The sequence below is a fragment of the Micromonospora sp. M61 genome, assembly GCF_018070245.1.
In the GTDB taxonomy this organism is placed as follows: Bacteria; Actinomycetota; Actinomycetes; order Mycobacteriales; family Micromonosporaceae; genus Micromonospora; species Micromonospora zamorensis.
On record NZ_JAGPYA010000013.1, the window covers coordinates 16552 to 41978 of the forward strand.

Genomic DNA, 25427 nt, shown 5'->3' on the forward strand with positions numbered 1-25427 from the left:
AGGCGAGAGCGGGTCGGGTCAGCGACGGGCGGCCCGCCGCCACAGCAGCCCAGCCGCCACCACGACGAGAGCGGCCAGCGCGGCACCCGCGACGAGTGCGCCGGCACCCGGGCCGCCGTCGGTCGGCACCGCGGCGACGGCGGACGGGGCAGCGGCCGACGTACCGGGGTCGGCGACCGGCGCGGCGCTGGACGCCGGGTCGGCCACCGTGAACGGGTACGACCCCTGGACCGGGTGTCCGTCGGCGGAGACGACGCGGTAGGCGACCGTGTACGTCCCGTTCGGCAGTGGGTCGGTCACCTGGACCGTGCTTTTCGCTCCGGTGACCACCGGGTCGCCGGTGGCGAGCTTCCGCCTGGCGGCGTCCGTGAGCACGATGGTGGTGAAGGTGGGGTCGAGCCGCTGCATGAATTCGAGGGTGACCTCGGTCGGTGGGCTCGGCACTGTCGCTTCCCGGGCCGGCGTCGCCGACTTGAGCGAGTTGTGCGCCCAGGCCGGCGCAGCCGGGACGAGCAGTGCCACGACGACGGCGAGCACCGCCGCGCCGAGCCGGACGGCGGTGCGACGGGACGGCGGCACGGTCATGACGAGTGTCCGGTTGGCGGGGGTCATCCGAGCACCTGCTCGCCGATCCAACCGTCCGGTGGACATCCGGGTGGGATGGCGAAGACGGCGGACCCGATCGGCGTGGTCCATTCGTTGAGCAGGTCCCGGTCGGCCAGCCGGCGTTGAATGGGCAGGAACTGCCTGGCGATGTCGGCCTGGTACGAGGTGAAGACCAACCCGCTGTCGGCGTGGCCCTCGGCTGTCGGCACCCCGTCGTAGTTGTAGGGCCGGCGCAGGATCTTCAGCCGGTCGTCGGTGACATGCGCCCGGGTGAGGTGCGAGAAGTCGGGGATGACGGTGAGCCCGTCGGGGCCGGTGACGGCGAAGTCCGGCTCGTCGTGCTCGGCGGTGCCGGTGAGGGGAGCGCCGGTGTGGAGCCGCCGCCCGACGGCGAGCTCGCGATCGGCGCGGCCGAGCAGGTCCCAGGTCTCCATGTTCATGCTGATGCGGCGCACCACCAGTGTGGTGCTGTCGCGCAGCCACGCCGGGCCGTCCGGCACCCAGAGGGCGGTGTCCAGCGGTGTGCCGGGCCGGGGGTTGGCGGTGCCGTCGAGCTGGCCGAACAGGTTGCGTTGGGTGTGGCCGCCCGGCTCGACGCCGGGGCTGCGCCGGAAACCCTGCTGGACCCAGCGGACTGTGGCGAAGGGCCGACTGTCCTTGATCAGGACTCGTTGGGCGTGGGCGACGGTGATCGCGTCGTCCGCGCAGATCTGCAACAGCAGATCACCGCCGGACCAGGCCGGCTGGAGCCGGTCGACGCGGAACGACGGCAGGTCGACCACCGAGGCCCGCCGCCGGTCGTCGACGCCGGCGGCCCGGTACAGGCCGGGCCCGAAGCCGAAGGTCACCGTCAGTCGCGCCGGTAGCAGCCCGAGTTCGGACTCGGTGTCGGCCAGGGCGGGTTGGCCCCGGGTGAGCCGGGCCGCGTCGTCGGTGAGCAGCCGCAGCATCCGGCCCAACGCGCCCCGGTCGGTTCCGGCCCGCAGGGTCAACGCGACGAATGCCGCGTGCGCCTGCGGCTCGGTGGCCACCCCGGCCTGCCGGGCGCCGTGGAACGGCTCGACCAGGCTGCCGACGGTCGACGCCAGGGCCGTGTCGGCAGCGGTCGCCGGAGGTGCTCCGGTCTGCCCGGCGCGGGTCGCGGCGATCGCGGCCCCGCCGGCCACGGCACCACCGACGGCGAGAGCCCCGCCGGTGAGCAGGCCGCGCCTGCTCACCGGCCGGACGGGTGCCGTCCCGGTCACGATGCCGGGCTCATGCTCATCCCCGGCGTAGCGCTCATGCCGGGCATGGGCTCGCCGTGCCCGGGGGCGTAGCTCTCCTGCGCGCCGGTGAACGGCTTGGCCACCGCGCGAAACTGCTGGGTCCTGCCGTCGGCGAAGGTCAGGGTGAAGGTCAACTCGTCGCCGGCCTGGACGGGCCTGGTGAGGTTCATCAGCATGAGGTGATCGCCACCGGGCTCCAACGCGTGCGTGCCCTTTGACTTGATCACGATGCCGCCCTGCTTCTGCTGCATGACCATCCTGCCGTCCTTCATGGCCATCTCGTGCAGCTCCATCGGCGACACCGAGGTCGTGGCACTGGTCAGCGTGACATCGCTGTCGCCGTCGTTGACCAGGGTCCCGAAGGCCGCCGTCATCCCCTTGTCGGCCGCCTTGACCCACGGGTCACGAATGCCGATCACACCGGCGTCCGGGTTGGCCGAGGCCGACACGGATGGGCTCGGTTGCGCTGCCGACGGAGAGTCGGACGAGCCACAACCGGCGGCGCCCACCGCCAGGATGGCGGCGGTGAGGACGGTGGCCGAGCGGCGTGAACCGAGCGGGCTGGTGGTGCGCATGTGTTCTTCCTCCGATGATTGCTGCTGGCTGGATGGTCGGCCGCAGCAGGGAGAAAGTTCCGGTCTCAGGGCACGTTGATCGTGAACTCGGCGGTGTGCACCTTGCCGGCGACCTGGAAGTCGAAGAACGCCCGGTACCTGCCCGAACTCGGGGCGGTCAGCCAGAACTTGACCGAGCCGTCGACCAGCTCCGGCTCGGGGTGGACGTGCACGTACCCGAGGTCGCCCTCGCGGACGACGACCAGGTGCCCGTACGCGCCCAGGTACGGCTCCAACTGCACCGGCGTGGTCGGGTCGGCGCTGACCTGGAAGTGCATCGGTGCCGTCACCCCCACCGTCGGGGTGCCGTTCATCGACACCGCGTACGGCCCGGCCGTCGTCTCGGCCTGCGCCGGCGGCAGCGCGGTCGGAGTGTGCGCGCCGGGCACGGTGTGGTCGACACCCAGCACGAGAGGGACCTGCGTGCCGTTGGTCGCGGTGACGGAGAAGTCCGCGTATACGCGGTAGCCGCCAGGCCGGGCCAGCGTCACAGGGACGCTCCAGGTGCCGTCCGGCGCCATCGTCGGGTGCAGGTGCTGGTAGCCGGACAGGTCGCGGCCCACCACGATCAGGTGCAACGGCTTGTCGTGGACGACAGCGAAACGCGTCGCCGGCTGCCGGTCGGTCCCTACGATGCGGAACCGGTAGTCCGCGCGTACACCGGGGGGTTGGGACCGCTCCAGCGGTTGCAGGGTGTACCCACCGGCGCTGACCGTCGTCCCGGTCGCCAGCGTCTCGCCCGTCGCGCCGTCACCGCGATGCGTGTGCGGCCCGGTGCCCGCAGGGTGTTGGTGCCCGTCGGTCGCGGACTCCGCCTGCCCTGCGGCGGGCGGACGGGCGTTGCCGCCCGCCGGGCTCTCGTCGCCGGTCCCGATGCGAGCCAGCCCGAACCCGGCCAGCAGGGCGATCACGAGCCCACCGACGAGCAGCGCCAGGTGGGTGTTGCTCAGCCGGGACCCAGGTGTCACGGCGGCGAGGTCCGTGTCGGGCCGTGTGCCGGGGTCGACCGTCGCCGCGCCGACCGTCGCCGCGCCGACCGTGCCACCGTTGGCCCTGCCACCGCCGACCTTGCCACCGCCGACCTTGCCGGCGCTGGGCTTGGCACCGACGGTCTTGCCGGCGCCGGTCCTGTTCGTGGAACGGGCGCCGCCGCCGCGTCGACCGGAGGTCGCCGACGAGGTACGGCCCCGGCCGGTGGGTTTGCCGGTGGAAGCCGATCGGCGACGCCAGACGACGAATCCGGCCACCGCCCCGGCCGCCGCGACCGCGACCGCCCAGCCGACCCAGGCCAGTGCCCCCGAGTCGCTCTCCTCGGTCGACCCGGTCGGCGGGGCCGCCGCAGCCGCGGACGGCGGGACCGCCGACTCGGCTGCGGTGGTCGGAACCGCTGAGCCCTGCCCGGATGATCCGTGCTGCTCGGTGGCGGCCACCAGCGCCGGGTCCGGCTGGGTCGACGGCGGGCTCCACCCCTGCGGCGCTGCCGTCACCCGACCGTTGTAGCGGAAGGTCAACGTGCCCCGGACGGTGTCGCCGTCCGAGGCGACCGACAGGTAGCTCACCGAGTACTGGCCCTTGGCCGGCAGGTGGGAGACGGGAACCACCGCGGGGAACCCCGTCGTGTACTCCCGTGGCTCGAACTGCCCGTTGACCAGGAAGTACTCCCGCACCGGCTTGTCCAGCGGCTTCGGCTCCCCGTACGACCAGCCGTTGTCGACCCGGACGCCGCCCGGGGCGGTGATCGTGAAGAACGCGTTGGCGGCGGCCTTCTCGGTGAAGTAGAGCCGCACCGACGTCAACGGCTCGTTCACCGTGGCGCCGCTCGCCGGAGTGGACATGGCGAGAGTCCCGTGAGCTGCGGCGGGTTGGGCGGACGCGAGGAGTGCGACCGCCGAGGCGAGGAGGAGTGCGAGGAGGCCCGAGACCACCCGCCCGCAAGTCTGAGGGAGACGACGCATTTGAATATCCTCACCGTCGCGAGACTTTTTTCAAGAGGTGGCGATCTTTTTCCTCAGATGGCAAAACCAGGTCGAGCGGCTAGGGTTCCGGGATGTTCCGCGCCGTCGTGTTGATCGCTGCTGTGGTGCTCGCCGCGGATCAGCTCACCAAGTACTGGGCCGAGTCCGCGCTGTCCGACGGGCAGACCATCACCGTCGTCGGTGAGCTGCTGCAACTGCGACTCGTCTACAACCCGGGTGCCGCGTTCTCGATCGGCGCCGCGTACACCTGGATCTTCGCGGTGTTCGCGGCCGCGGCGGTGGTCGCGGTGACGGTCGTGGCGCGGCGGGTCACGTCGCGCGCCTGGGCGGTGGCGTTGGGGCTGGTGCTCGGCGGCGCGACGACCCACCTGCTGGACCGTCTCTTCCGCGAGCCGGGGTTCGCCCGGGGGCACGTGGTGGACTTCATCGACTACGCGGGGTTCTTCGTCGGCAACGTCGCCGACATCGCGCTGGTGGTCGGCGTGGGTGTCGTCATGGTGCTGAACCTGCGGGGCATCCCGCTGCGGGAGGAGACCCCGTCAGGCGACGAGCAGGTGGCGTCACGCTCCTGAGGTGCCGCCGACCAGCACGATGTCCAGCCGGCGCGGCCCGTGCACACCCTCGACCCGGTTGAGCTCGATGTCGCTGGTCGCGGACGGACCCGAGATCCAGGTCTGTGCCGCGCGCGGGTCCAGCCGGGTCAGCGCCTCCGGCAGCAGGCCGACGACCTGGTCGGCGCGGACGACGCAGATGTGTCGGTCGGGCACCAGGGTGAGTGCTCGTCGCCCCTGTGCCGGGCCGGCGTCGAGGATGATGGTGCCCGTCTCGGCGACCGCCACGGCGCAGCCGGTCAGGACCGCGTCCATCGCGTCGAGATCGGCCGGTGTCAGCGGGGGAGCGTCGCGGTGCACCTGCCCGGCGTAGCCGGTCAGCCAGCCGGCGGGGACGTCGACGGGCACGGCGAGCCGGTCCACCCCGGCCAGCAGCCCGGGCAGAGAGCCGATGCCGTGGTGCACGACCGCCCGGTAGTCCTCCAGCCGGTCGACCAGGATCGCGACCGGGTCGGGGCGGTCACCGACCCGGCGGTACCGGCGGGGCACGTCCACGGGCGGCGGGTCGTCGGCCAGGGCCGTGCGGAGCCGCGCCAGGATCTCGTCACGTGCGGTCACTGCTTTCCCCACCATTCTCGGAAGGTCTGCGCCGCGGGCAGCGGCAGGTCACGCGACCGGGTCCACGCGGAGACGGGCCAGGGAAGCCGGCGCAGCGTCCGAGCGCCAGTGCGCCGTTCGCGGTACGCCCCGAGGGGGCCCGCGCCGGTCCGGGCAAGGCGCAGGGCAGCGGCCCAGCGCCGAGGGCTGCGCATCACCCACGACAGGACGCCCATGGTGGCGCGTTCGGCCAGCGGATGCGGTGCCTGCTGGCGGAGGTGGACCAGGATCTCCGGAATGTTGATTTTCACGGGACACACGTCGTAGCAGGCGCCGCAGAGGGTCGACGCGTACGGCAGGGACGCGTTGTCGGCCACGCCGGTCAACTGAGGTGACAGGATCGCCCCGATCGGGCCCGGATACACCGAGCCGTACGCGTGCCCGCCGGCCCGCTCGTAGACGGGACAGACGTTCAGGCAGGCGGAGCAGCGGATGCACGACAGCGCCGGCCGCCCGACCGGGTCGGCCAGCACCGCAGAGCGTCCATTGTCGACCAGCACCACGTGCACGTCCTGTGGCCCGTCACCGGGGGTGACGCCCGTCCACATCGAGGTGTACGGGTTCATCCGCTCACCGGTCGACGACCGCGGCAGCAGTTGCAGGAAGACCTCCAGGTCGGTGAAGGTCGGCAGCAGCTTCTCGACGCCCACGACGCTGATCAGCGTCTCCGGGAGGGTGAGGCACATCCGCCCGTTGCCCTCGGACTCCACGACCACCAACGTGCCGGTGTCGGCGATGGCGAAGTTGGCGCCGGACACGGCCACCCGGGCCGAAAGGAAACGTCGGCGCAGATGCGCGCGGGCCGCCTCGGCCAACGCGGACGGCTCGTCACTGAGGTCGGCCGGCACGTCGGGCATTCGACGCTGGAAGATCTCCCGGATCTGCGCCCGGTTGTAGTGGATCGCCGGCACCAGGATGTGCGAGGGCGTGTCGTCGCCGAGCTGCACGATCAGCTCCGCCAGGTCGGTCTCGTACGCGGCGATCCCGGCCGCCTCCAGCGCCTCGTTGAGCTCGATCTCCTGGGTCGCCATCGACTTGACCTTCACGACCTCGTCGGCACCGGTGGCCCGGGTCAGCTCGACCACGATCCGGCAGGCCTCGGCCGCGTCCCGGGCCCAGTGCACTGTGGCGCCGGCAGCGGTGGCGGACGCCTCGAACTGCTCCAGCAGCTCCGGCAACCGGCGTTGGACGTCCGCCTTGATCGCGGAGCCGGCGTCGCGGAGAGCTTCCCAGTCGGGTACCTCGTCGACGACCCGGGCGCGTTTGTCCCGGATGGTGCGGGTGGCCCGGTGCAGGTTGGCGCGCAGTTGGGTGTCGGCGACGGCCGGTCTGGCCGCGGTCGGGAAGGGCAGTGGCGTGCGGATGCGTCCGCTGCCGGTGGCCGGTGCGACCGGACGATTCATGAGGCGGCTCCCGTCGCGGCGAGGATCTCGGCGTAGTGCACGGCCCGCACGCCCGACCGGCGGCGGTCCAGGCCGCCCCCGATGTGCGCCAGGCAGGAGTTGTCGGCGGCGGCGAGCACCTGCGCTCCGGTCTCACCGACCCGGGCGCACTTGTCGGTGAGCATCGCTGTGGAGACGTCCGGGTTCTTCAGGGCGAACGTGCCGCCGAAACCGCAGCACTCCTCGGCGTCGGCCAGCTCGACCAGCCGGATGCCGCGAACCTGACGCAACAGTTGCAGCGGCCGGTCACCCAACCGCAGCATCCGCAGGCCGTGGCAGGTGGGGTGGTAGGTGACCGTCTCGGGGAACTCGGCGCCGACGTCGGTGACGCCGAGGACGTCGACGAGCAGCTCGGACAGCTCGTAGGTGCGGGCGGCCACCGACGCGGCGGGCGGGTGCAGGTGCGGGTACTGGTCGCGGATCATCGCGGTGCACGACCCGGACGGCACGACGACGGCGTCGTAGCCGTCGAAGACGTCGACGTAGTTGCGCACCATCGGCATCGCCTCGGCCCGGTAGCCCGTGTTGGCGTGCATCTGCCCGCAACAGGTCTGGCGGGTGGGGAAGTCGACGGTGTGGCCGAGCCGCCGCAGGATGCGGGTGACGGCGATGCCGGTGGCCGGGTAGGCGACGTCGTTGACGCAGGTGATGAAGAGGGCGATGCGCATGGCGACTCCTCGCGTGTGTCGGGGGCGGGGTCACACCGGGTCGCGCGGTGTTCCGGGGTCGGGGAGCTGGTCGAAGGCGGGCAGGTGGCGCTCGCGGGCGGCGGTCAGGTGGGCCCGCATCGCCTCGGCGGCAGCCTCGGAGTCACCCGCGGCGATGGCGGCGGCGATGCGTTGGTGTTCGGTGTTGGTGTCCGGAGCGCCGGTGACCGGAAAGTACAGCCGGTGCAGGTGCAGGTGCGAGTGCAGCCGCGTGACGCTGTCGCGCAGCAGGGGGCTGCCGGCGACCTCGGCGATCAGGTCGTGGAATCTCGCGTCCAGCGCGGTGAAGGCGGCGTGTCGGCGGTAACCGTCGCCGGCCTCCACATCGATGCTCGCCGCGGCCTCGGCGGTGATCCGCTGCCGTTCCTCGGTGGAGGCGTGTGTGGCGGCCCGGCCGGCGGTGGCGCCCTCCAGCAGCAGGCGGACGTCGAACAGGTCGTCGAACTCGGCGCGGCTCAGCAGGGGCGTGGTGGTGTAGCCGGACAGGGGTCGCTTGCGGACCAGTCCGTCGGCTTCCAACCGGGCGAGGGCCTCGCGGACCGGTGTGGGGGAGACGTCCAGCTCACGAGCGAGGGCGTCTATGTTGACCCGCTCCCCGGGGGGAAGGATGTGGTCCATCACCAGGGTCTTTATCGACTCGTAGACGTCCTCGCTGAGGGTGAGCCGACGGGCGGGACGGAGTCGACCCTCGCGTGCTTCCTGCTGGGCCATCTCGTCTCCTAAGCAACCCCTTGACTGTGCTGGCGTGAGCGAGTACACACTAGCAAAGCAACATCCTATAGGAAATAGGTTCCCCCGCCGCCGTCTCACCACCACCGCCCCGAGGAGACGAACATGTCGCGCAGAATGCTGTCCCGGATCGGCTCGGGCCTCACCGTCCTGGCCCTCGCCACGACCACAGTGGCCTGCACCAAGAAGAGCGACACCACCGACACCGAAGCCGGCGGCCGGGAACCAGCCCAGGTCAAGGTCGCGCTGGTGCCCGGCGGTTCGCACCCGTACTTCCAGCCCTGGAAGGACGCCGGAGCCGCCGCGAAATCGGAGCTCTCGCTCGGCGACGTCACCTTCAACGAGACGGCCGGCTGGGACCAGACCAAACAGAACGACGTGCTCAAGTCCCTGGCCGCACAGGGCTACAACGCCTTCGGCGTCTTCGGCGTCTCGCCGGACAACATCAACTCCACCTTCGAGGACCTCAAGCGGCAGGGCTTCGCCGTCGGCTCCCTGGCGTCGTGCCCCGCCGGGGCCAACAAGGCCGACTTCTGCCTCTCCACCGACGTCGAGGTCGCCGCGTACAAGGGCGCCAAGGCCGCCATCGACGCCATGGGTGGCCAGGGCAACCTGGTGCACCTGACCGGCAACAAGGTCGACTCCAACACTCAGCGCCGGATCAAGGGCGTGGAGAAGGCGGTCGCCGAGACCGGCGGCAAGGTGGTGCTCGTCCAGAGCGTCACCGACATCGACAAGGACCTCCAGAGCGCCCAGAAGGCGGTGGCCGACCTCCTCGCCGCCAAGGGCCGCCAGATCCAGGCGATCGTGAACACCGCCTACAACCCGGCGGTCGCCTCCGCCGAGGGCGTACGCCAGTCGAAGCTGCCCATCAAGGTGATCGCCATCGACGACGACCCGGCGGTCCTCGACGGACTGCGGGGCGGATCGGTGGCAGCCACCGTCCTGCAGAACCCGGTCGGCCAGGCCCGGGTCGGCTCGTACGCGCTGATGAAGCTCAGCGGCGGCTGCACGATCTCCGAGCCCGGCGTGACGATCGACTCCGGTTCGTTCGTGGTGACCAGGGACAAGCTGGACGGCTACGAGGCAGACCGCACCGCGACCACCGAGGCACTGCGGAAGAAGTTCGACGGCGACCTGCTCAAGTGCAACTGATGTCGAAGATCACGAAGGCCGAGGCGTACCTCGTCGACATCCCCGTCGAGACCGTCCGCACCGACGCGGTGCAGTCGTTCCTCAAGCAGGAGACGGTCTTCGTCGAGGTACGCACGGCCGACGGCGGGCACGGCACGGGCTACTCGTACACGATCGGGACCGGCGGCACCGCGGTGCTCGCGCTGCTGCGCGACTACCTGCTGCCACACCTGGTCGGCCGCGACGCCGCGCGGGTGGAGGCGATCTGGCGTGACCTGCACGCCGCCACCCGCGCCACCACCGTCGGCGCCGTCACCTCGCTGGCGCTCGCCGCGGTCGACACCGCGCTGTGGGACCTGCGCGCCCGAGCCGCCGGCCTGCCCCTGTGGGTGCTCGCCGGCGGCGCCAAGGACCGCATCCCGTTGTACGACACGGAGGGCGGCTGGCTGCACCTCACCGAGGACGAGTTGGTCGCCGGCGCGAAGGTCTCCCAGGCGGCCGGCTGGCCCGGCGTCAAGCTCAAGGTGGGCAAGCCGAACCCGGCCGAGGACGCGGCGCGGATCGGCGCGGTCCGGGCGGCCCTGGGCGACCACTTCGACGTGATGGTCGACGCCAACCAGTCCCTGACCGCAGCGGAGGCGATCCGCCGGGCCCGGCTGCTCGAACCGCACCAGGTCGCCTGGTTCGAGGAGCCGTTGCCGGCCGACGACGTCGCCGGGCACGAGCTGCTCGCCCGCGCGACCAGCATCCCCGTCGCGGTGGGGGAGTCGCTGTATTCCATCGGCCAGTTCGCCGAGTACCTGCGTCGCCAGGCCGCCGGCATCGTCCAGGTCGACGTCGCGCGGATCGGTGGCATCACACCGTGGCTGAAGGTCGCGCACCTGGCCGAGGCATGCAACGTGGTGGTCTGCCCGCACTTCCTCATGGAGCTGCACGTGAGCCTCTGCGCGGCCGTGCCCAACAGCCGCTACGTCGAGCACATCCCGCAACTGCGCGCGATCACCCGGACCGAGGTCGCGATCGTCGACGGCCACGCGCTCGCCCCGGGCGAGGCCGGCCTCGGCATCGACTGGGACCGCGACGCGATCGAGGACAGGAGGGTGGCGTGAAGACCGAAACCGCGCCGGAGGCGCCGGCGGCGCCTCCGGCCGCCGAGGCCCGGCCTCCCACCCGGGTCCTGCCGGTCTGGGCGAACCCCCGACTCGGCCTGCTCATCGTCATCGCCGCGCTGGTCGTGCTCTTCTCGTCGCTGACCCCCGCATTCCTCGACCCCCGGCTCACCCTCGCGCCGCTACAGGCCGACATCAGCGTGTACGTCGTGGTCGGTCTCGCCCAGCTCGCCGTGCTCTCACTCGGGCACATGAACATGGCGGTCGGCCGGATGGCCGCGCTGTCCACCTTCGCGATGGGCCTGGTCTACGACCGGCTCGGCGTGCCCCTGCTGGTCGGGCTGCTGGTGGGCCTCGCCGTCGGGGCGGGCATCGGCGCGCTCGCCGGCCTGCTCATCGCCAAGACCGGCGTCAACTCCTTCGTGGTGACCCTCGCGCTCGACTTCGGGCTGCTGGGCCTGGTCACCATTCTCTACACGTGGGCCACCGGCGGGGTGTCGTTCGCGGTGCAGCCCAGCGGGCTGTCCGCCCTGCGCTTCGACACCTTCGCCGACTACTGCATGGGGGATGTCTGCGGACCCCGGATCCCGCTGGTCGTGCCGATCGCGGTCGCGGCGGCGCTCGCCGTCGGACTGCTGTTCCGGCATGCCCGGCTGGGTCGGGAGATCCTGATGACGGGCTCCAACACGGTCGCCGCCGAGCTGTCCGGCATCCCCACACACCGTCGGATCGTCGCCGCACACGCCGTGAGCGGGCTGCTCGCCGCACTGGCCGGGTTCCTGCTGGCCGCCAACAACGGGGCCTTCTCCGCCAACATCGGGGAGTCGTTCCTGCTGCCGTCGTTCCTGGCCCCGGTGCTCGGCGGCACACTGCTCGCCGGTGGCGCGGTCAGCGTGCTCGGCACGGCACTCGGCGCCACCCTCACCCAAGTCATCTACAAGGGCCTCAACCTGCTCCAGTTCTCCCTGGAGGAGCTGAAGCTCTACATCGGACTGGTCCTGCTCGCGGCGCTGTCGCTGGACCGGCTTCGAGCCGTGATCGCCGAGCGAAGGGCGGTGTCGACATCATGAGGAGCCTGGTCCGGACCAACGAGTTCACCCTCGCGGTGATCGCCGCCCTCGGGTTCGCGGCGCTCGCGGTCGCCACCGACTTCAACCTGCTCACCGCCGGCACGTTGGACGCGTTCCTGCGCTTCCTCGCCCTGCCGATCGTCATCGGCCTTGCCCAGATGGTGGTGCTCGCCGTCGGTCAGATGAACCTCTCGGTGGGCGTGCTCACCGGGTTCTGCGCGGTGGCCTCGGGCTGGCTGATGATCGACGCTGGTCTGCCGGCCCCGGTCGCGGTGCTCGCCGCGCTGGCCCTCGGCGCCATCGTCGGCCTGGTCAACGGCCTGTTGGTGATCTTCACCCGGATCAACGGGTTCATCGTCACCCTCGCCACCATGACGATCCTCGAGGGGCTGCGGTACGGGGTGAACGGCACCGGCACCTACCAGGGCTACTCGCCCGGGCTGCGGGAGTTCGGGCAGGCGTCCCTGGCGGGGGTGCCCGTGGTGTTCCTGCTGGCGGTCGCCATCGCGGTCGCGGTCGCGCTCTTCTTCCGTCGTACCATGCCGGGGCGGCACCTGCTCGCCTCCGGCGGCAACCCGTTCGCGGCCCGGTTGTCGGGCATCTCCAACGACCGGGCGCTGGTGCTGGCCCACACCCTGTCCGGGCTGCTGGCCGGGTTCGCCGCCGTGATCGTTGTGGCCGCCTTCGGCTCGGTGAACGCCTCGATCGGCGACGACCTGCTGCTGCCCAGCTTCGCCGCGCCGATCATCGGCGGAGTGGCCCTGGCCGGCGGCATGATCAGCGTGACCGGCACGGTCCTCGCGGCCTTCCTGGTAAGGCTGGTCGACGTGAGCCAGTCGCAGTTCGACATCAACCGGCGGTGGGTGGACCTCATCATCGGCGCGGTCGTCCTCGGCGCGGTGCTGCTCGGTCAGTTCCGCGACAAGCTCTCCGGAGGTCAGCGATGAGCATCGTGCTGTCCGCGGAGAACCTGGTCAAGACGTTCCCCGGGGTGCGTGCCCTGGACGAGGCGACGCTTACCCTGACCGCCGGCAGCGTGCACGCGTTGCTCGGCGAGAACGGCGCCGGCAAGAGCACCCTGATCAAGATCCTCACCGGGGTGTACCGGCCGGACGGTGGGCTCCTGCGGCTGCCCGGGCCGGACGGCGAGCTGCGTACGGTGCAGCTCGGCAACCCGCAGGACGCCCAGCGGGCCGGCATCGGTGTGGTGCACCAGGAGCGGAACCTCATCCCGGCGTTCACCGTCGCGGAGAACATCTGCCTGCAACACCTGCCCCGGCGCGCTGGCCTGCTCGACCGGGCGGCGCTGCGCGTCGAGGCACGTCGGTGCCTCGACCTGCTCGACCTCGACCTGGACCCCGACCTGCCGGTGTCGCGGCTCTCGGTGGCCCAGATGCAGTTGGTGGAGATCGCCAAGGCGTTGTCGGCCGACTCGACGGTGCTGCTGCTCGACGAACCGACCGCCTCGCTGACCAACGACGAGGCCGACCGGCTCTACGGGATCGTGCGCCGACTGTCCGAGCGGGGTCACGCAACCGTGCTGGTCAGCCACAAGCTGGAGGAGGTCTTCGCGGTCGCCGACACGGTGACAGTGCTGCGCGACGGGCGCAGCGTCGCCGAGGCCGAACCCCTCGCCGACCACACCCGCGAGCAGATCGTCGACCTGATGGTCGGCCGGGCGTACCAGCAGGTGCACCTCGCCGAGCGCACAGTCGACGCGGACACCGAACCGGCCCTGGCTCTGGATCACGTCGCGACCACCGCCGGCCACCACGACGTCAGTCTCGTCGTACGCCCCGGCGAGATCGTCGGCCTGTACGGGCTGGTCGGTGCCGGCCGCAGCGAGCTGGCCAAGGCGCTCCTCGGCCTGGACCGGATCACCGCCGGTGAGGTGCGGGTGCACGGGCGCCCGGCCCGGATCCGGGACGTGGGCGACGCCCTGCACCGGCACCGGATCGGTTATGTCACCGAGAACCGTAAGGAGGAGGGCCTCTTCCTCGACCAGACCGTCGCCCGCAACACGGCGGTGACGGTGTGGCGCAAGCTGGCCCGGCTCGGCCTGGTCCGGGACCGGGCGGAGCGGTCCCTGGTCGACGAGTACGCGGACCGGCTGGGCATCCGCCTCGCCTCGCCCGACCAGCACGCCGGTCAGCTCTCCGGCGGCAACCAGCAGAAGGTCAGCCTCGCCAAGTGGTTGGCCGCCGACTGCGACGTGCTCATCATCGACGAACCCACGGTCGGCATCGACGTCCGCACCAAGGCGGCCTTCCACGAGTTGATCGCCGGTCTGGCCGCGCGGGGGATGGCGATCCTGCTGATCTCGTCGGACCTGCCGGAGATGGTGACCCTCGCCGACCGGATCGCGGTGATGCGGGAGTTCGCCATCGTCGGGGAGCTGGACAACGACCACGACTATGACCGGATGAGCCAGTCGGTGATCCGCTTCATCCACGACGGGCAGGGGGTGGTGGCGTGAGGGCCACGGACCAGGTGACAGTGGGGCGTACGGACGTGGCGGTGACCCGGCTCGGTCTGGGGCTCGCCCCGATCGGCGGCCTCTTCACCGCCGTCGGCGACGAGATCGCCCACGCCACCGTCGAGGCGGCCTGGGACCTCGGGTTGCGCTACTTCGACACCGCCCCGCTCTACGGCTGCGGCCTCTCCGAACGGCGGGCCGGGGCGGTCCTCGCCGGCAAGCCGCGCGGCGAGTTCACCCTCTCCACCAAGGTGGGTCGGCTGCTCGTCCCCGGCGGTGGCGATGGGCAGGGGTTCTGGGCCGAGTCGACCGACCTGGCGCCGAGGTTCGACTTCTCCGCCGCCGGGGTGCGCCGCTCGCACGAGGAGAGCCTGGCCCGGTTGGGGCTGGACCGGGTCGACATCGCGCACATCCACGACCCGGACGACCACCTCGCCGAGGCGGCGGCGGAGGCGTACCCGGAGCTGGCGCGGCTGCGCGAGGCCGGTGAGATCGGCGCGGTCGGCGCCGGGATGAACCAGGCGCCGGCGCTGGTCGAGCTGGCCCACGCTGGCGACTTCGACTGCTTCATGCTCGCCGGCCGGTACACGCTGCTCGACCAGTCCGGCCTCGACGAGCTGCTGCCGCTGTGCCAGCAGAAGGGGATCTCGGTCCTCGCCGCCGGGGTCTACAACTCGGGCCTGTTGGCCGACCCGAGGCCGGGTGCCCACTACGACTACCGGCCGGCCGACGCGGGGCTGCTGCGGCGGGCCATGGCGATCCGGTCGGTGTGCGAGCGGCACGGTGTGCCGCTGCGTGCCGCGGCGATCCAGTTCCCGCTCGGCCACCCGGCGGTCGCGAGCGTGGTGATCGGCGCCCAGGACCCGGAGCAGATCGCCGACAACGTGGCGATGTTCGAGTGGGACGTCCCCGGCGCGCTGTGGGCGGACCTGAAGGCCGAGGGTCTGCTGCCGGAGGAGGTGCCCACGCCATGATCATCGACGCTCACCATCACCTGTGGACCGCCGACTATTCCTGGCTCGCCGCACCGGGCCTGGAGTCGATCCGGCGCGACTACACCATCGCCGACCTCGTACCCCGGCTCGACGCGGCCGGTGTGACGGCGACCGTGCTGGTCGAGGCCGGCCGCTGCGACGCCGCCGAGACCGCCGAGTTCCTCGCCCTCGCCGCCGCCACCCCCCGGATCGCCGGCGTGGTCGGCTGGGCGTCGCTCACCGACCCGGCCCTGCCCGCCACCCTCGCCGGCTACCGGGACCTGCCCGGCGCGACGAAGCTGGTCGGCATCCGCGACCAGGTGCAGGCGGTCGCCGACCCAGGGCACCTCGCCCGTCCCGACGTGCGTGCCGCCCTCGCGGCGATCGGTGCCGCTGGGCTGACCTTCGACCTGGTCGTGCACCTCGGGCAGTTGCCCGCCTGCGCCGAGGCGGCCCGGGCCACTCCCGGTGTCACCTTCGTCCTCGACCATCTGGGCAAACCGCGGATCGACGCGGATGGTCTCGCCGGGTGGCGCGCCGCGGCGCGCGACCTGGCCGCCTGCGACAACGTCGTCGCGAAGCTCTCCGGACTGCTCACCGAGGCCGGCCCCGGGTGGCGGGTGGCCGACATCCGGCCGTACGTCGACACCGCGCTGGAGCTGTTCGGCCCGCAACGGCTGATGGCCGGCTCCGACTGGCCCGTCTGCGACCTCGTCGCCTCGTACGCCGAGGCGTGGACGGCGCTCGACGCCTGCCTGGCTGAGTTGTCGACCGACGAGCGGACCGCCGTGCTGGCGGGCACCGCGACTCGTACCTATGCACTGGAGGTTGGTTCGTGAAATTCATGCGCGTCGGGCCCGTGGGGCGGGAGCGCCCCGTGCTGTACGTCGACGGACGGCACTTCGACCTCTCGTCGCTCACCGCCGACATCGACGGGGAGTTCCTCGCCGGCGACGGCGTCCAGCGGGCACGGGAGGCCAACGACCTGCCCGAGGTCGACATCACCGGGCAGCGGGTCGGCGCGCCGGTCGCCCGCCCCGGGGTGGTCCTCTGCGTGGGGCAGAACTACGCCGCGCACGCCGCCGAGTCGGGTGCCGAGCCCCCGACCGCTCCGATCATCTTCTACAAGGCGCCCAACACCGTCGTCGGCCCCCACGACGACGTCCTGATCCCGCGTGGCTCGACGAAGACCGACTGGGAGGTGGAACTGGCCGTCGTGATCGGCCGCCGGGCCCGCTACCTCGCCTCTCCGGCCGACGCCCTCGGGCACATCGCGGGGTACGCGCTGTCCAACGACGTCTCCGAGCGCGACTTCCAGCTCGCCGTCTCCGGAGGCCAGTGGTCGAAGGGCAAGTCCTGTGAGACGTTCCAGCCGCTCGGCCCGTGGCTGGTCACCGCCGACGAGATCGAGGACCCGCAGGCGCTGCGGCTGCGTTCCTGGGTCAACGGCGAGCCCCGACAGGACTCCAGCACCAAGGACATGATCTTCGACGTGGCACACCTGGTCTGGCACCTGTCGCAGTACACCGTCCTGGACCCGGGCGACGTCATCAACACCGGCACCCCGCAGGGGGTGGCGCTCTCCGGCCGGTTCCCGTACCTGGCCGCGGGCGACGTGATGGAGGTCGAGATCGACGGTCTCGGCCGGCAGCGCAGCACGCTCGGGAGGGCCTGATGGCGGTGATCACCTCCGTCGACACGTACGACGTGCGGTTCCCGACCTCGCGTGACCTGGACGGTTCCGACGCGATGAATCCGGACCCCGACTACTCGGCCGCGTACCTGGTGCTGAGCACCGACGACGGGCCGGACGGGCACGGGTTCACCTTCACCATCGGGAGGGGCAACGAGGTCTGTCGGGCGGCGATCGAGGCGCTGGTGCCGTACGTGGTCGGGCTCGACCCGGACACCGTCGACCTCGGCGCGTTCGCCCGTTCGCTCACCCAGGACTCGCAGTTGCGCTGGCTCGGCCCGGAGAAGGGGGTGATGCACCTGGCGACGGCGGCGGTGATCAACGCGATGTGGGACCTGGTCGCCAAGAGGGCGGGCAAACCGGTCTGGCGATACCTGGCCGACCTGAGCCCCGAGCAGATCGTCGGCCTGGTCGACTGGCGGTACCTCAGCGACGCGCTGACCCCCGACGAGGCGCTGGAGATCCTGCGGGCGGCGCAGTCGGGTCGGGCCCAGCGGATCGTCCGGCTCATCGAGCGGGGATATCCCGCGTACACGACGTCGCCCGGCTGGCTCGGCTACCCGGACGAGAAGGTGATCCGGCTGGCCAAGCAGGCGGTGGCCGACGGGTTCACCCAGATCAAGCTGAAGGTGGGCGCGGACGCCGCCGACGACGTGCGCCGCCTCCGCATCGCCCGCGAAACGGTCGGCCCGGACATCCGGATCGCCCTCGACGCCAACCAACGCTGGGACGTCGCCGAGGCGGTCACCCGGATGCGGGAGCTGGCGCCGTACGACCCGTGGTGGATCGAGGAGCCGACCAGCCCCGACGATGTGCTCGCCCACGCGGCGATCCGGTCCGCCCTGTCGGCCAGCGCACCCGGTGGCGGGCCGATCCGGGTCGCGACCGGCGAGCACGTGGCGAACCGGGTGGTGTTCAAGCAGCTGTTGCAGGCCGGCGCCGTCGACGTCGTGCAGATCGACGCGTGCCGGGTGGGTGGCGTCAACGAGAACGTCGCCATCCTGTTGCTGGCCGCGAAGTACGGGGTGCCGGTGTGCCCACACGCCGGGGGAGTCGGCCTCTGTGAGCTGGTCCAGCACCTGTCCATGTTCGACTTCGTGGCCGTGTCCGGCTCCACCCGCGACCGGGTCGTCGAGTACGTCGACCACCTGCACGAGCACTTCGTCGACCCGGTGGTGATCTCCGACGGGCACTACGTGGCGCCGACCGCCCCCGGGTTCTCCGCCGCGATGCGTCCGGAGAGCCTCGCCAGGTACGCGTACCCCGACGGGCCGGCATGGGTCTGACGAGCCTCGACCTGCTCGACCGCACGGCCTTCCTGATGGCGGTGCGTCAACCTGGAGGACTACTCGGAATGGGAGAGCAACATGCGGTGTGACGGTCTCGTGGCGGTGGTGACCGGCGGTGGCTCGGGGATCGGCAACGCCTGCGTACGGGCGTTCGTGGCCGCCGGCGCCCGGGTCGGCGTCCTGGACCTGGACCTGTCGGGCCTGCCCGACGATCCGCACGTCCACGGCGTCCGGGCCGACGTGGCCGACCGGTCCTCGCTCAGCGGGGCCGTCGCCTCGGTCGCCGAGGCATTCGGGGGCATCGACATCCTGGTTAACAACGCCGGCATCTCCGCCGTCGGCACCGTGGAGGAGGACGACGACGAGCGGTGGAGCAGGGTGCTCGACGTCAACGTCACCGGCGTGGCCCGCACCAGCGCTGTCGCCCTGCCGTACCTGCGTCGATCGTCGTCGGCGGCGATCGTCAACGTCTCGTCGATCGCGGCGACCGTCGGCCTGCCCCGACGCGCCCTGTACTCGGCGTCGAAGGGTGCCGTGCACGCCCTCACCCTCGCCATGGCCGCCGACCTGGTGACCGAGGGAATCCGGGTCAACTGTGTCGCCCCCGGCACCGTCGACACGCCATGGGTGGCCCGCCTGCTGGCCGGCGCGGCCGACCCGACGGCGGAGAAGCGGCAGCTCGCGTCCCGTCAGCCGACCGGCCGTCTGGTGACCGCCGACGAGGTGGCCGCCGCCGTCGTCTACCTCGCGTCGCCCACCACGGGGTCGGTTACCGGGACGTCGCTGGCGGTGGATGGTGGCATGTCCGGCCTGCGACTACCCGCCCAGGTGCCACCTGGCGCTGGTCAGGCCCGCAGTGCCGGATCGGGCGCGTGACATGATTGGGTCATGGGGAAACAGCAGGACGTCGGCGAGCCCGACCGTCACAGCGGGTCCGACGCCACCGCCCACCGTCCGATCGGTGGCGATGCTGACGCGCGGCTCGCCCTCGCACAGGACCCCACAACGCCACAAATGACCCTTATCGACCTGGCGTCCGACCCGTCGGCGGTGGTCCGCAAGGCGGTCGCCGCTCGGGCCGACGCGCCCGCGCAGGCCCTGCGACCGCTCACCAGGGACCAGGATCGTCAGGTCCGGGAGGCCGTGGCGAGGAACCCTTCCACCTCGATCGCCAACCTCCTGCGTCTCGTCAAGGACGACGACCGGTGGATCCGCTGGGCGGTCGCCAGCAACCCGGCCTGCGACGAGTCGGTCCGCCGGGCCATGGCACAGGCGTCGGACAAGGAGCTTCGCGGCCTCCTCGCGGAGAGCCGGGACCTGGAGCCCGAGCTGGCCGCCAAGCTGACCGACGACGTCTCACCCGAGGTACGGGAACGACTCGCCACCCACACCCACGACCTCGACGTGATCAACACCCTGCTGGCCGATCGCACCGCCCGCGTACGCAAGGGGGTCGCCCGCAACCCGCGGACCACCGCCGCGCAGCGCAGCGCGCTCGCCGCGGACCCGGTGGTCGACGTGCGTGCCGCGCTGGTCCGCTCGTTGGAGTTGAACGAGGCAGACCTGGAGCGCCTGGTCGACGACCGGTCGGTGCAGGTCCGCCTGGCGATGGCGACGTCCGAGGTCGTGCCGGCGCACATCCGGCAGCAGCTCACCCGCGACCCCGACGAGATGGTGGCCAGCGCGGCACGGGACTACCGCCCCGGCGCCGGCAACGCCTCCGCCGTGCGGGCGCCCCGCATCGCGCACCGGCCCTCCGCCGGTGCGGGTCGATCGGGTCGCGGCACCGCGCGCTGAGACCGATCCGGTCGGCGCCACCCGGCGCCGGCCCATGATCGACTCGGTTTCACGGAAGTCGCGGTGTCCGGGGCGACCTGACACCGCGACTTCACGAAAACCGAGTCGATCAGCGACTGGCCGAGCCGTGGTCCGGGCTCCGTGGGGGCACCGAGGTCTGCTCCCACAGTGACTTCATCTCGTCGAACGCCTGCTCCATCAGCTGCACCATCGCCTGCCGGGCGCGTGCGCCGTCGCGTCGCTGGATCGCCTGGGCGACGTCCGCGTGCATCTGGAGAGCCTGCTCGTGCGGGTGGTGCGGCATGAGGTGGTGCTTGTGCCGGCCGGTGAGCACCTCGGCGACCAGATCCTGAAGCCGGACGAACATCTCGTTGCCGGAGGCGAGCAGGACGCGCCGGTGGAACTCGATGTCGAGGTGCAGGAAGCGTTCCTCGTCACCGGCCTCGCCGGCCGCCCACATCTTCGCCGCCAGCCCGACCAGGTCACTCGCTTCGTCGTGGCCGATCCGGTTGGCCGCCAGGTAGGCCGCGTGCGGCTCGACGGCGGTGCGTAGCTCGGTGATCGACCGGAGCTGGGCCATCCGGCCAGCCGAGGCGAGCCGCCAGCGGATCACCTGCGGGTCGAAGACGTTCCACGCGCTGGCCGGCAGGATCATCACTCCCACCCGGCGGCGTGCCTCGATGAACCCGATCGACGCCAGGACGCGCAGCACCTCGCGGACGACCGAGCGGGAGACGGCGTACCTGTCGACCAGTTCGTCGATGTTGAGAATCGCGCCGGGCGCCAGCTCGCCGCCGCAGATGGCGGTGCCCAGATGGTCGAGGACGCGGGCGTGCAGCCCAGCCTCGGCGGGGGCGGTCTGAGCGGCTGCAACCTCTGCTGAGGACGGTTCCACTCAAAGATCATATCATTTACATCAACCTCTTGAAGTAATCCGTCTATTCGGCCTAGCATCCCGATGTTAAGCGGATGTAACACCGAGGTAGCGGCTCTTCCGAGGGCGGCGGCCACGACAGAAGGAGAGACAAGCGTGCGACGTCGATCGATAATCGGCACTTCTCTGGCCGTGGTCACCGCCATGAGCCTCACCGCCTGCGGCGGCGACGATGGCGGCGAAGGTTCGAAGACCGTCCGCGTGACGCTGGTGAACCACGTCTGGACAGAGAACATCAAGAAGGCCCTGCCGGAGTTCGAGAAGCAGACCGGCCTCAAGGTGGAGGTCACCCAGCTCGGCGAGGACCAACTGTCCGACCAGTACAACGTCAAGCTGAACGCCGGGTCCACCGACCTCGACGTGATGATGTACCGGCCCCTGCAGGAGGGGAAGCAGTTCGGCAAGAACAAGTACCTCGCCGACCTGAGCGAGAGGGTCAAGTCGGACAGCGCCTTCGAGTTCGGCGACTTCCAGGCCGGGCCGGTGCAGGCGACGACCTATGAGGACAAGGTGGTCGGCCTGCCGATCATCACCGAGCAGGAGGTCCTCTACTACCGCAAGGACCTGCTGACCAAGTCCGGCTTCACCGCACCGCCCAAGAGCCTCGACGAACTCAAGGCACAGGCGGCGAAGATCGAGGCCGACAACCCCGGCGTCGCCGGCTTCGTCGCTCGTACCGGCAAGGCCGCCGCCGTCACCCAGTTCTCCAGCTTCCTCTTCAGCTTCGGTGGCGACTTCGTGGACAGCAGCGGAAAGGCCACTGTCAACACCGAGCAGGCCAAGCAGGCGTACGCCTTCTACGGCGGCCTGCTCCGGGACCACGGCCCGGAGAACATCAGCACCGACATGAGCTGGTCGGAGGCGATGGCGATCTTCACGCAGGGCAAGGCCGCCTTCTACACCGAGGCCAACTCGCTCTACAAGAACGCCACCGACCCCACCAAGTCGAAGGTCGTCGACACCGTCGGCTTCGCCGCGTTCCCGGCCGGCCCTGCCGGGTCGAAGCCGTACAACATCCCCTCCTGGGCGCTCGGCATGAACGACAGCTCGGAGAACAAGGACAACGCCTGGAAGTTCATCCAGTGGGCGGCCGGCAAGGAGCAGGCGCTGGCGCAGCAGACGGCGGGCGTGCCCGGTGCCCGTACCTCGGTCTGGGCGAACCCGGCGAGCACCGCGACCCTGCCGAAGGACCTGGCCGAGGCCAACACGGTCAGCACCGCGAACGGTGTCGGGCACGACCGCCCGCTGGTGGTCAAGGTGGCTGAGGCGCGCGAGATCGTCGGCCAGCCGATCGTCGACGCGATCACCGGCAAGGACGCCGCCAGCTCGGCGGACGCGGCGAACGCGGCGTTCCAGAAGTTCCTCGACGACGAGGCGAAGTAACCCACGCGCCGGGCGGCGGAGCCGACGTGCTCCGCCGCCTCGCCGGGACCTGGCCCCCGAACCCGGAGATCTGAATGTCAGCCGTCACCGCACCCCGCACCGATTCGCCCAAGGCCCCCATGGCGTCCCCGGAGTCGTCGGCCTGGTCGCAGTGGGCCAACAAACATCGCAAGTGGCTCTTCGCGGCACCCGCCATGGCGTTCGTCGCCGTGCTGATCATCTTTCCGGTGGCGTGGACGGGCTATCTGAGCCTGACCGACGCCGAGGGTTCGGTGCGTGCCGAATCCGAATTCATCGGGTTCCAGAACTACCTCGACGTGCTCACCGACACCGACCGGTTCTGGCCGGCGGTCTGGCGTACGGTCCTGTTCACCGGCGTCGTGCTGTTCTTCGAGGTCGTTCTCGGCATGGCGATAGCCCTGCTGCTGTGGCGGCCCTTCCGCGGTGAGAAGTGGGTCCGCGTCGCGATCCTCCTGCCGCTGGTGGCCACCCCGGTCGCGGTCGGCATGATGTGGCGCCTCATCTTCGACCCCAACATCGGGATGGCGAACCAGTTGCTCGGCTGGATCGGCATCGGCCCACAGCCCTGGCTGGCCGGCCAGAACTCGGCCCTGCCAACGACGATGTTCATCGACATCTGGCAGTGGACACCGATGGTCGTGCTGATCCTGCTCGCCGGGCTCACCTCACTCTCCGACGAGCCCCAGGAGGCGGCCCGGATCGACGGCGCCAGCAGCTGGCAGCGGTTCCGGCACGTCACCCTCCCGCTGTTGATGCCCACGGTGATCGTCGCCATCCTGCTGCGCGGCATCGACGCGCTCAAGACGTTCGACATCCTCTACGCGACCAAGGGGCGCGGCGGCGGGTCGTTCCACGAGGTCGAGACCCTCAACGTGTACGCCTACGGCCTCAGCTTCGACTACAACGACTACGGCGTCTCGTCGACCGTCCTCATCATCTTCTTCCTGATCATCATCGGGGTGATGTGGGCCCTCACCTATCGCAAGAAGGGGCTGGGCCGATGAAGCCGAGCAAGCCGTACCGCGTCTTCCGCACGTCAGCTCTCGTCGTCGTGGTGTTCGGGCTGATGGCGCCGCTGCTCTGGATGATCGCGGCGTCCTTCAAGACCAATGTGGACATCTACGACACCGCCAAGGCGTTCGTCTTCTCACCCAGCCTGAAGAACTACGAGACCGTCCTCCAGCAGGCCAACTATCTCGAGTTCATCGGCAACAGCCTCTGGGTGGCGTTCGCGGCCACCACGCTCTCGCTCCTGCTGGGCGTGCCCGCCGCCTACTCGATGAGCCGCTTCAACATGAAGAAGTCGGCGCTGGTCGTGCTCATGGCCCGGGTGATCCCGGGCGTCTCGCTCCTGGTGCCCTGGTACTACGTCTTCTCGAACCTGAAGCTGGTCGGCGGGTTCAGCGTGCTGATCCTGAGCCACATGTTCGTGTCGCTGCCGCTGATCGTCTATATCATGATGGGCTACTTCGACGGCCTGCCGACCGAGTTGGAAGAGGCGGCGCTGGTCGACGGGCTGACCCACATCGGCGCGTTCCGGCGGATCACCCTGCCGCTGTCGGTGCCCGGCGTCGCGACGGCCGGCATCCTCTCGTTCATCTTCTCCTGGAACAACTTCATGTTCGCCCTGGTGCTTTCCGGCTCCGACACGAAGACGCTGCCCGTGGCGATCTTCGACTTCGTCGGGTACGCCAGCATCGACTGGGGCGGCCTGATGGCCGCCGCGACAGTGGTCACCCTGCCGATCATGCTGATCGCCCTGTTCGTGCAGAAGTACGTCGTTTCCGGCCTCACCGCCGGTGCCACGAAGGGCTGACAGCTCCATGACGAAGATCGCAAAGGTGGAGACCTTCCTGGTCGCGCCGCGCTGGCTGTTCGTCCGGGTCGAGACGGAGTCCGGCATCGTCGGCTGGGGCGAGGCGACCTGCGAGGGCCGGTCCGAGACCGTACGCACGGCCGTCCACCAGCTCAGCGAGCTGCTCACCGGTCGGGACGCGCTGCGCATCGAGGACCACTGGCAGGTGATGACCAAGGGCTCCTTCTATCGTGGCGGCCCGATCCTGGCCAGTGCGGTGTCCGGTCTGGACCAGGCGCTCTGGGACATCGCCGGAAAGCACTACGGCGCCCCGGTGCACCAACTGCTCGGCGGGCCGGTCCGGGACCGGATCCGGGTCTACGGCTGGGTCGGTGGCGACGAGCCCGCCGAGATTCGCGACCAGATCAGCGCCCAGGTCGAGGCGGGCCTGACCGCGGTGAAGATGAACGCGTCGGGGCGGATGGGCGCGCTCGCCTCGGTTGCCGAACTCGACGCGGTCGTGCAGCGGGTGGCCGTCGCCCGCGAGGTCCTCGGCGACGACCGCGACGTCGCTGTCGACTTCCACGGGCGATCCACCCTCGCCAACGTCCGGCGGGTCGCCCCACTCCTGGAGCCGTACCGGCCGTTCTTCCTCGAAGAACCGGTGGTGCCGGAGAACTCGCACCTGATCGGCGAGGTCGTCCGCTGCACCACCACCCCGGTCTCGACCGGGGAGCGGCTCTACAGCCGGCAGGAGTTCCTCCCCGTGCTGCAGGCCGGCATCGCCGTGGCCCAGCCGGACCTCGCGCACGCCGGCGGCATCACCGAGGTGCGCAAGATCGCCACGTTGGCCGAGGTGTACGACGTGCAGCTCGCCCCGCACTGCCCGCTCGGGCCCATCGCCCTCGCCGCCTGCCTCCAGGTCGGCTTCGCGACGCCCAACTTCCTGATCCAGGAGCAGAGCGTCGGCATCCACTACAACCAGGGCGCCGAGGTGCTCGACTACTGCCTCGACAAGACCCCGCTGACCTTCGTCGACGGCTACGTACAGCGGTTGACCGCACCCGGCCTCGGCATCGAGATCGACGAGCACGCGGTGCGGACGGCCGACAAGCGGGGCCACGCCTGGCGTAGCCCGACCTGGCGGCACCCCGACGGCTCGTTCGCCGAATGGTGAGACAACCCCGGTCCTGAAGGAACGAAAG

25 protein-coding genes are annotated in these 25427 nt (G+C 70.8%); 16 read left to right on the forward strand and 9 right to left on the reverse strand.

Going from position 1 to position 25427, the window contains the following annotated elements; translation table 11 throughout:
* Positions 1 to 18: 18 nt before the first annotated feature.
* The 4 genes from KBX34_RS09885 to KBX34_RS09900 all read right to left on the reverse strand — a co-directional run bounded on the left by KBX34_RS09885 (position 19) and on the right by KBX34_RS09900 (position 4440).
* Positions 19 to 585, reverse strand: a complete 567-nt coding sequence (locus KBX34_RS09885) for a copper resistance CopC family protein (protein ID WP_210924700.1) — start codon at positions 583 to 585, stop codon at positions 19 to 21.
* A 23-nt stretch (positions 586 to 608) separates the two neighbouring features.
* Positions 609 to 1850 (reverse strand): Dyp-type peroxidase, encoded by a 1242-nt coding sequence (locus KBX34_RS09890; protein ID WP_210924584.1) that lies wholly within the window; start codon positions 1848 to 1850, stop codon positions 609 to 611.
* Entirely contained in the window at positions 1847 to 2446 is a 600-nt protein-coding gene (locus KBX34_RS09895) for a copper chaperone PCu(A)C (protein ID WP_210924586.1), read from the reverse strand. Before KBX34_RS09895 ends, KBX34_RS09890 begins: the two co-directional genes overlap by 4 nt.
* Before the next feature lie 65 nt (positions 2447 to 2511).
* A complete protein-coding gene (locus KBX34_RS09900; RefSeq protein WP_210924588.1) occupies positions 2512 to 4440 on the reverse strand; it encodes a copper resistance protein CopC in 1929 nt (642 codons plus the stop codon).
* Between the two features lie 92 nt (positions 4441 to 4532).
* Here KBX34_RS09900 and lspA point away from each other — a divergent pair, with 92 nt between their 5' ends.
* Entirely contained in the window at positions 4533 to 5033 is a 501-nt protein-coding gene (lspA, locus tag KBX34_RS09905; protein ID WP_210790612.1) for a signal peptidase II, read from the forward strand.
* Here lspA and KBX34_RS09910 read toward each other — a convergent pair.
* From KBX34_RS09910 to KBX34_RS09925, 4 genes are read right to left on the reverse strand one after another with little or no spacing between them, the layout of a single operon-like run.
* Positions 5022 to 5630 carry an LUD domain-containing protein gene (locus KBX34_RS09910; protein WP_307871365.1) on the reverse strand — a complete coding sequence of 203 codons (609 nt, stop codon included), beginning with the start codon at positions 5628 to 5630 and terminating at the stop codon, positions 5022 to 5024. The genes lspA and KBX34_RS09910 overlap by 12 nt on opposite strands.
* Complete coding sequence (locus KBX34_RS09915) at positions 5627 to 7072, reverse strand: LutB/LldF family L-lactate oxidation iron-sulfur protein (RefSeq protein WP_210924592.1); 1446 nt, start codon at positions 7070 to 7072, stop codon at positions 5627 to 5629. The genes KBX34_RS09910 and KBX34_RS09915 overlap by 4 nt, the downstream gene beginning before the upstream one ends.
* Complete coding sequence (locus KBX34_RS09920; RefSeq protein WP_210924594.1) at positions 7069 to 7779, reverse strand: (Fe-S)-binding protein; 711 nt, start codon at positions 7777 to 7779, stop codon at positions 7069 to 7071. The genes KBX34_RS09915 and KBX34_RS09920 overlap by 4 nt, the downstream gene beginning before the upstream one ends.
* 30 nt (positions 7780 to 7809) lie before the next feature.
* The gene (locus KBX34_RS09925) at positions 7810 to 8529 is read right to left on the reverse strand and encodes a GntR family transcriptional regulator (protein WP_088948841.1); all 720 of its coding nucleotides are present in this window, start codon (positions 8527 to 8529) and stop codon (positions 7810 to 7812) included.
* Positions 8530 to 8652: 123 nt separating this feature from the next.
* On the opposite strand from KBX34_RS09925, the gene KBX34_RS09930 reads away from it, so the two are divergent.
* From KBX34_RS09930 to KBX34_RS09980, 11 genes are all read left to right on the forward strand, one after another.
* On the forward strand, positions 8653 to 9702 hold the full coding sequence (locus tag KBX34_RS09930) for a substrate-binding domain-containing protein (RefSeq protein WP_197699539.1): 1050 nt from the start codon (positions 8653 to 8655) through the stop codon (positions 9700 to 9702).
* Entirely contained in the window at positions 9702 to 10790 is a 1089-nt protein-coding gene (locus KBX34_RS09935) for a mandelate racemase/muconate lactonizing enzyme family protein (RefSeq protein ID WP_210924596.1), read from the forward strand. The genes KBX34_RS09930 and KBX34_RS09935 overlap by 1 nt, the downstream gene beginning before the upstream one ends.
* Entirely contained in the window at positions 10787 to 11860 is a 1074-nt protein-coding gene (locus KBX34_RS09940) for an ABC transporter permease (protein ID WP_210924597.1), read from the forward strand. The genes KBX34_RS09935 and KBX34_RS09940 overlap by 4 nt, the downstream gene beginning before the upstream one ends.
* Positions 11857 to 12807 carry an ABC transporter permease gene (locus KBX34_RS09945; protein ID WP_210924599.1) on the forward strand — a complete coding sequence of 317 codons (951 nt, stop codon included), beginning with the start codon at positions 11857 to 11859 and terminating at the stop codon, positions 12805 to 12807. Before KBX34_RS09940 ends, KBX34_RS09945 begins: the two co-directional genes overlap by 4 nt.
* Positions 12804 to 14336 (forward strand): sugar ABC transporter ATP-binding protein, encoded by a 1533-nt coding sequence (locus KBX34_RS09950; RefSeq protein WP_210790579.1) that lies wholly within the window; start codon positions 12804 to 12806, stop codon positions 14334 to 14336. Before KBX34_RS09945 ends, KBX34_RS09950 begins: the two co-directional genes overlap by 4 nt.
* Entirely contained in the window at positions 14333 to 15310 is a 978-nt protein-coding gene (locus KBX34_RS09955) for an aldo/keto reductase (protein WP_210790569.1), read from the forward strand. The genes KBX34_RS09950 and KBX34_RS09955 overlap by 4 nt, the downstream gene beginning before the upstream one ends.
* Positions 15307 to 16149 (forward strand): amidohydrolase, encoded by an 843-nt coding sequence (locus tag KBX34_RS09960; protein ID WP_210924601.1) that lies wholly within the window; start codon positions 15307 to 15309, stop codon positions 16147 to 16149. The genes KBX34_RS09955 and KBX34_RS09960 overlap by 4 nt, the downstream gene beginning before the upstream one ends.
* Positions 16146 to 16985: a fumarylacetoacetate hydrolase family protein gene (locus KBX34_RS09965; RefSeq protein WP_210924603.1), complete on the forward strand. Its 840-nt coding sequence runs from the start codon at positions 16146 to 16148 to the stop codon at positions 16983 to 16985. The genes KBX34_RS09960 and KBX34_RS09965 overlap by 4 nt, the downstream gene beginning before the upstream one ends.
* Entirely contained in the window at positions 16985 to 18289 is a 1305-nt protein-coding gene (locus KBX34_RS09970) for an L-fuconate dehydratase (RefSeq protein WP_210924605.1), read from the forward strand. The genes KBX34_RS09965 and KBX34_RS09970 overlap by 1 nt, the downstream gene beginning before the upstream one ends.
* A gap of 81 nt (positions 18290 to 18370) precedes the next feature.
* Complete coding sequence (locus tag KBX34_RS09975; RefSeq protein WP_210924607.1) at positions 18371 to 19168, forward strand: SDR family NAD(P)-dependent oxidoreductase; 798 nt, start codon at positions 18371 to 18373, stop codon at positions 19166 to 19168.
* 138 nt (positions 19169 to 19306) lie between these two features.
* Complete coding sequence (locus KBX34_RS09980) at positions 19307 to 20089, forward strand: hypothetical protein (RefSeq protein ID WP_210924609.1); 783 nt, start codon at positions 19307 to 19309, stop codon at positions 20087 to 20089.
* A 109-nt stretch (positions 20090 to 20198) separates the two neighbouring features.
* Here KBX34_RS09980 and KBX34_RS09985 read toward each other — a convergent pair whose 3' ends face one another.
* Positions 20199 to 20984 carry a FadR/GntR family transcriptional regulator gene (locus KBX34_RS09985; protein ID WP_210924613.1) on the reverse strand — a complete coding sequence of 262 codons (786 nt, stop codon included), beginning with the start codon at positions 20982 to 20984 and terminating at the stop codon, positions 20199 to 20201.
* Positions 20985 to 21119: 135 nt separating this feature from the next.
* Here KBX34_RS09985 and KBX34_RS09990 point away from each other — a divergent pair, with 135 nt between their 5' ends.
* The 4 genes from KBX34_RS09990 (at position 21120) to dgoD (ending at position 25399) form a co-directional block, all read left to right on the forward strand.
* Entirely contained in the window at positions 21120 to 22406 is a 1287-nt protein-coding gene (locus KBX34_RS09990) for a sugar ABC transporter substrate-binding protein (RefSeq protein WP_307871366.1), read from the forward strand.
* A 74-nt stretch (positions 22407 to 22480) separates the two neighbouring features.
* Positions 22481 to 23431 (forward strand): carbohydrate ABC transporter permease, encoded by a 951-nt coding sequence (locus tag KBX34_RS09995; protein WP_088948827.1) that lies wholly within the window; start codon positions 22481 to 22483, stop codon positions 23429 to 23431.
* On the forward strand, positions 23428 to 24243 hold the full coding sequence (locus KBX34_RS10000) for a carbohydrate ABC transporter permease (RefSeq protein WP_088948826.1): 816 nt from the start codon (positions 23428 to 23430) through the stop codon (positions 24241 to 24243). Before KBX34_RS09995 ends, KBX34_RS10000 begins: the two co-directional genes overlap by 4 nt.
* 7 nt (positions 24244 to 24250) lie before the next feature.
* Complete coding sequence (gene dgoD, locus KBX34_RS10005) at positions 24251 to 25399, forward strand: galactonate dehydratase (protein ID WP_210790554.1); 1149 nt, start codon at positions 24251 to 24253, stop codon at positions 25397 to 25399.
* The last annotated feature ends 28 nt before the right edge of the window (positions 25400 to 25427 follow it).